The organism is Mycobacterium asiaticum (assembly GCF_001668675.1).
Classification (GTDB): Bacteria; Actinomycetota; Actinomycetes; order Mycobacteriales; family Mycobacteriaceae; genus Mycobacterium; species Mycobacterium asiaticum_D.
Window position 1 is genome coordinate 26862 of the sequence record NZ_LZKQ01000145.1, and the last position, 6224, is coordinate 33085.

Genomic DNA, 6224 nt, shown 5'->3' on the forward strand with positions numbered 1-6224 from the left:
CGCTGACCTCCGGAAAGGCGTAACTTTTTCTCCAGCTATCGGCGTAAAAACCTGGGCGCTGGGTAAACATACGTCGAATAGTCGCTTTGCAGAACCGGAGGGCTGCACGGTGAGGTGGGTGTTCGGGGTGCTGGGCGCCGCGGCGGTGCTCGGGTCGCTTTTCGGGTTAACACTGCCCCTGTCGCTGCAAGTAGTCGACCGTGCGGGAACGCCAATCGCGTGCGGCACCGGATTCCATCCGGACCGTGCCGTCGCGGCCCACGAAGACGTCGTCAATCGGGACCTCCAGACCCACTTCGGCGCGCCGTATGAGCTCAGTGACTACACGGCTCAATGCGACGCAATGGTCGCCACCCGACGCGACATCTCCTTTTCCGTAATGGCTTTCGGCGGCGGCCTGCTGGCTGCCGCCGTCGTGCTCACGCTGCGGGCTGCCGGCTACGTGGATTTTTCCCGACGAAGCCGTAGTCAGCGGTGGGTCACTGGAGACAGAGCGGTCGGCACGCCGAAACCGACGCCCCCGCCGGTCCGCTATTGCGACGATCTCAGCAGTGCGCTCAGCAGCATCGGGATCCGGGTCCAGCACTGAACCCAGACTGGACGATTTTGAACGCGGACGACTGCGATATCTGTGTCTAAGCGCGCCGCAACAACATTGCGGTGGTGCCACTGTTCGCCGCGCCGACGCCGACCGCGGCCAGTGCCGCCCCCTCGACTTGCCGGGCACCCGCCTCACCCCGAATTTGCAGACACGCTTCGTGCAGGTGGCCGAAACCGTGGAGACGCCCGCCCGACAGCTGACCCCCGGCGGTGTTGATCGGCAGGTCGCCACCCAACGAAATGCGGTTCGGGTCGGCAATCCATTCGCCCGACTCTCCGACAGGGCAGAAACCGAAGTCCTCCAGCCAGCACAACACGAACACACTGAACCCGTCGTACAGGGAAGCCACATCGACGTCGGCAACGCGGAAATCGGTCCGCTCCCACACCGAAGACCAGCGGGAGCTGATCCGGGTGATGTCTTGTCCCGCTTCCCACGTGAAGCGGTCGTGATGGGCGCAATCAAGCGCCTCGACGACCACGCCCGGGTGGTCAAGCCCGGCGGAATGCTCGGCACGTGAGATGACGAACGCGGTGGCGCCGTCACAAGCGATATCACAGTCGAACATGCACAAAGGGTCCGAGATCATCCGAGCGCCCAAATACATCTCGAGATCCATCGGCTGGGTGTAGATCGCGCTCGGGTTACGGGTGGCGTGCGCCCGCTGAGCGACGGCAACGGAACCCAACTGCTCGCGCGTCAGACCGTATCGGTGCATCCTCGCCCGGATCTGCAGCGCGGCCAGATTGGCAGCCGTTGCGCCAAAAGGCAACTGCCAGGCCAACAATCCGCTCGGTCGGCTAGCGCCTGCGCCGTAACCCCGGCGCCGGCCGACTCCCTGGGCTGTGCCCTCCCAAATGCTCCGCCAACACAACACGTGGCGGGCGAGTCCGCTGGCGACAGCCATCATCGCATCAACTACCGCCCCCAGCTGGCCCGGCGACTCCACACCCCCGGCAACCCAATTCGGCTTGATACCCAGCGCGTCGTGAATGTCGCGCGACGAGGCCCCCGAAAAACCGAGCCCAGGTTGTGAGGCTCCGGGATACGTTGTCAGGCCGTCGATATCGGCCAGGGTGAGGTTGGCGTCGGCGACGGCGGCCTCACACGCTTCCACGGTCAGATCAAGACCCTCCCGCCCGAGTCGGCGGCCGATTGCGGACTGGCCGATACCGCTGATGATGACGCGCTCGGTCAACGGACTCGTCATCAGCGCGCCGGTTCAAACAGCGGTACGTAAACCTCGTCATCGCCGTCGATGAGCCGCTCGAAGACCAACCGCAGGGCCATGCCGACGGCAAGCTCGCCTGGGTCGGAGTTGACCAGATTCGTCAACAACCGGGCACCCGTGTCCTCGATGGGGTTGACGAAGGCGATGACGTAAGGCGGTTCGTAGGCCGGAAACCACTGATGGCGGTTGATTGTCCACGACTCGAGCCGCCCGCGGCCGCTCAATTCGACCCACTCCAAGGCGGCGTGCTCGTGCGGGCAGCGCAACGCAGGTGGATGACACAGTCGCCGACAGCGCGTACACCGCTGCAGTCGGAGTACCCCTTGGGCACCGCAAGTCCAGAACGGTCTGCTCAGGTCGGTCACGTCGGGCATCGGTCGCCGGATGTCTGACATCTTTTCCTCAGCCAGTCGCGCGGGCGCTACCCGAAGACACCGGGGGATTGCGAATAGTCGACCGTGGACAATTCGGTCATCCCGCCGTCGATGTGTAGCACCGTTCCCGTGACGAATGCTGCATCATCACCGGCCAGAAACGCTACCGCCGGGGCGATTTCGGTATCGGGATCCGCGCCGCGCTTCATCGGTGACGCCTGAGCGGTTCGGGTGTAGTTGTCCCACTCGGTGCCGATCATCCTCTGCTGAACTTCCGTCAGAGCGAACGGACAGACCGCGTTGACGCGAATGTGATGGCGTGCCCACTCGTTGGCGGCGACTTTCGTCAGGGCGGCTACTGCCCCCTTGGCCGCGGAATACGGAGCGGTGTAAGCGATCCCGGCCAGGGCCGAGCCCGACACGAAGTTGATCACCGATGCCCGACCGGAAGCCCGCAAGAACGGGAAGCCGATCTGCATGAAACGAAACGTCGCCTTCGGCCCGGTAGCTTCCGACAGCTCCCAGTCCTTTTCCGTGACCAGCTCCAAAGCCTTGGGCATGGCGAAGAATTGGGCAGCGTTGACCATGATGTCGATTCGGCCGTCACCGTCTGCCGCGACTCGGTGCACCGCCGCCTCGATGTCTTCGCGACGGGCGACATTCGCTCGGAGCCACGATGCACGACCATCCTTCATCCGGATCTGTTCGACGCATTCGGCCGCTTTGTCTTCGTTCAAGTCGACGATGGTGACATGAGCGCCCAGTTCGGCGAGTCGATGCGCTATCGCGCGACCAAGACCCTGCGCCCCGCCGGTCACCAAGGCCTGCCTGTCCGCCAAACCGGCCACAATGACTCCCCTTCTGCGTGACGCACAGATATAACACTTGAACATATTGCGTTCAAGTATTCAATCACAATCGGACGTCACCCATGGGACCGCGACCGGTCATGAGCGCTGCCCGCCGGTGACAAAAACGTCTTGCCCCGTTATCGCCGACGCGGCATCGGACGCCAGCCACACCGACACGTCGGCAATCTCCTCGGGCCGAACAAGTCGGCCTAATGCGTTTGACGCGGCGATCTGCGCACGCGCTTGCTCCGGTTCGATCCGCTGCTGCGCTGCCAGCCTGTCGATGTAGCCGTCGAGTAACTCCCCCATCACGGCACCGACCACGATGGTGTTCACCCGTATCCCGATGCCGCCGGTCTCCAACGCCATTGTCTGGCACAAAGCGCTCAGCGCCAGCTTCGCGGCCGCATAATGGCCCTTTCCCGCCCGCACCGACCTGGACGCAGCCGAGGACATGAACTGGATATTGCCGTTACCATTGCCGATCATGAACTGCTGCAACGCCTCCCGGGATAGCACCATCGGTGCCACCAGGTTCGTCCCCAGCACATCCCACCAGTTGCCCACCGTTGCTTGACTGATCGTCTGGTCGACGCCCGGGATAGCCGCGTTGTTCACCAAGACGTCCAAGCGACCGAAATGCCCCAGTGCGCCGGCGATCACTTCTCGGCATTGACCCTCGTCGCGGATATCCGCGACGAGTTCCAGGGATTCAGCGCCCGCTTCGGCGACCAGTTGCGCGGTCTGTTTCAGCTGCGCTGCGCGGCGTGCAACTAACACCACCGAAGCACCGGCCCGCGCATGCCGCAGGGCGAGCACCCGCCCGATTCCCCCGCTCGCCCCGGTGATCAGCGCTACGCGTCCATTCAGCACCATTGCTGCGATACCCGCTGTCGTCGATTGAATCGTATGGACCTGCACCTGCGCCGACCTCACCGGCTGCATGCTCTACACAAGTACAGAAACTGTACTATTGTTTCTAAAGTGAGCGCAATCTCCGTGCTTCCACACTTGTCACGCGTGACGCTGCCGCAACCACGGATGTTCATCAACGGCTCGTGGGTCGACGGTCGGGCCGAACCGATACAGCACATTCATCCGGCAAGCGGAGAAGCGCTCTTTCAGGCACCGAACGCCGACAGATCCGCGGTCGATGCCGCAGTGACCGCTGCGCGCACCGCGTTCGACGACGGCCCCTGGCCTCGGTTACCCGCACGCGATCGGGCGCGGTTCCTGCGTTCCATTGCTGAACTGATTCGGTCCGACGCAGCGAACCTGAATGCTCTACTGTCCCTGGACAATGCGACGCCCAGCTCATTCGTCGGTTTCTACCAGATGGGCGCCGAATACCCGGCCGATCTCTTCGACACCTGTGCCGGTTGGGTCGACAAGATCACCGGCGCGACCTACCCGCAATGGGAACCCAACCAACCCTTCACCTTCACGACACACGAACCCGTCGGTGTCGCCGCGATCATCACGCCGTGGAATGCACCGATGAGCTTATTCGCTCAGAAGCTTGCCCCCGCGCTAGCGGCGGGTTGCACTGTCGTCGCAAAACCGTCGGAATTGTCTCCGCTGGTCAGCCTGCGAATGGCTGAGCTGATAGCGCAAGCCGATCTGCCTGCTGGGGTGGTCAACATCGTGACCGGTCCGGGTGATCCGGTGGGGACTGCTCTCGTCGGAGATCCCCGCGTCGACAAGGTGTCATTCACCGGGAGTCGCGACGTCGGCGGGGCGATCGCGGCGACGGTCAGTGCCCGGATCGGCCGCGTCTCGCTGGAATTGGGCGGCAAGAGCCCAGCGCTGATCTTCTCCGACGCCGATCTGAGCACGGCCGTCGGAATCGCCGCCGGCAACGCATTCCTGGGCTTGTCGGGTCAGGTCTGCGTCTGTCAGTCACGGATTTTGGCACACCGCGCGGTGTACGACGAAGTGGTGGCAAATCTGGTCGGTTTCGCGGCGGCCGCCGCGTTCGGTGACCCCTTCGATCCGAAAGTTTCGGCGGCCCCGATGATCAGTACGCGGCACATGCACCGCGTCCTTGGACACATTGAGCGCGCCGTTGCTGACGGCGCTCAGCTTGCCGTCGGCGGCGGACGTGCCGAAAATGTCAGTAACGCAGGGAACTTCGTTGCCCCTACGGTTCTGGTCGACGCGGACAACTCGATGGCGGTCGCACAAGATGAGATATTTGGGCCGGTTTTGTGTGTGCTTCCGTTCAACGACGAGGACGAGGCCATCCGGTTGGCCAACGACACCAGGTATGGCTTGGGTGCCGCCGTCTACACCCGCGATGTCAACCGGGCGCTGCGGGTCAGTAGGGCATTGCGCGCCGGCAGGGTCAAGTCCAGGGACGTGGTGTATGACGTCGTCGTGTGATTCTTCGCTGTCGTGGTTAGGCGGTTAGTGCTGCGGGTGCGTCCTCCTGTTCTGGTGTTGTGGTGGTGGTGACTCGGGATTTGCTGAGGACGTCGAGGCCCAGATAGCGGCGTGATTCGGCCCATTCGTCGTGTTGTTCGGCCAGCACGGCGCCGACGAGGCGGATCAGGGCTTCGCGGTCGGGGAAGATCCCGACGACATCGGTGCGACGGCGGATTTCTTTGTTGAGTCGTTCTTGAGGGTTGTTGGACCAGATCTGGCGCCAGATCTGCTTGGGAAAAGCGGTGAAGGCCAGCAGGTCGGACCGGGCGGCTTCGAGGTGATCAGCGACCTTAGGCAGCTTGTCAGCCAGGGCGTCGATGATCCGGTCATATTGCGCGGCAACGGATGTGGCGTCGGGTTGGTCGAACACCGAATGCAGCAGGGTCTTGACCCAGGGCCAGGAGCTCTTGGGGGTGATGGCCATCAAGTTGGTGGCGTAGTGGGTGCGGCAGCGCTGCCAGGACGCCCCGGGTAAGGTGGCCCCGATCGCTGAGAGCAGGCCAGCATGGGCGTCGCTGGTGACCAGCGCCACCCCAGATAGGCCGCGCGCGGTCAACGAGCGCAGAAACGTCAACCAGCCCGCGCCGTCTTCGGCGGTGGTGACGTCGATGCCCAGGATTTCGCGGTAGCCCTCGGCGTTGACGCCCACCGCGATCAGCGCGTGCACGTTGACCACGCGACCGGCCTCGCGGACCTTGAGTACCAGGGCATCGGCGGCCATGAACGTATACGGGCCGGCATCG

7 protein-coding genes are annotated in these 6224 nt (G+C 63.7%); 2 read left to right on the forward strand and 5 right to left on the reverse strand.

What is annotated here, in order from left to right:
- Positions 1–109 precede the first annotated feature (109 nt).
- Entirely contained in the window at positions 110–589 is a 480-nt protein-coding gene (locus tag A9X01_RS12590; RefSeq protein WP_155772059.1) for a hypothetical protein, read from the forward strand.
- A 46-nt stretch (positions 590–635) separates the two neighbouring features.
- Here A9X01_RS12590 and A9X01_RS12595 read toward each other — a convergent pair whose 3' ends face one another.
- The 4 genes from A9X01_RS12595 to A9X01_RS12610 form a co-directional block, all read right to left on the reverse strand.
- On the reverse strand, positions 636–1811 hold the full coding sequence (locus tag A9X01_RS12595; protein ID WP_065121098.1) for a thiolase family protein: 1176 nt from the start codon (positions 1809–1811) through the stop codon (positions 636–638).
- The gene (locus tag A9X01_RS31355) at positions 1811–2071 is read right to left on the reverse strand and encodes a Zn-ribbon domain-containing OB-fold protein (protein ID WP_253849114.1); all 261 of its coding nucleotides are present in this window, start codon (positions 2069–2071) and stop codon (positions 1811–1813) included. The genes A9X01_RS12595 and A9X01_RS31355 overlap by 1 nt, the downstream gene beginning before the upstream one ends.
- 182 nt (positions 2072–2253) lie before the next feature.
- On the reverse strand, positions 2254–3054 hold the full coding sequence (locus tag A9X01_RS12605; RefSeq protein WP_253849115.1) for an SDR family NAD(P)-dependent oxidoreductase: 801 nt from the start codon (positions 3052–3054) through the stop codon (positions 2254–2256).
- A gap of 99 nt (positions 3055–3153) precedes the next feature.
- Positions 3154–3993, reverse strand: a complete 840-nt coding sequence (locus A9X01_RS12610) for an SDR family NAD(P)-dependent oxidoreductase (RefSeq protein ID WP_253849117.1) — start codon at positions 3991–3993, stop codon at positions 3154–3156.
- 48 nt (positions 3994–4041) lie between these two features.
- Between A9X01_RS12610 and A9X01_RS12615 the strand changes: the two genes are divergently transcribed.
- Positions 4042–5439, forward strand: coding sequence for an aldehyde dehydrogenase family protein (locus A9X01_RS12615; RefSeq protein ID WP_172832502.1), 1398 nt, complete (start codon positions 4042–4044; stop codon positions 5437–5439).
- Positions 5440–5455: 16 nt separating this feature from the next.
- Here the strand turns inward: A9X01_RS12615 and A9X01_RS12620 are convergent.
- On the reverse strand, positions 5456–6224 hold a 769-nt coding region (locus A9X01_RS12620; protein ID WP_155772060.1), incomplete at its 5' end, for an IS256 family transposase.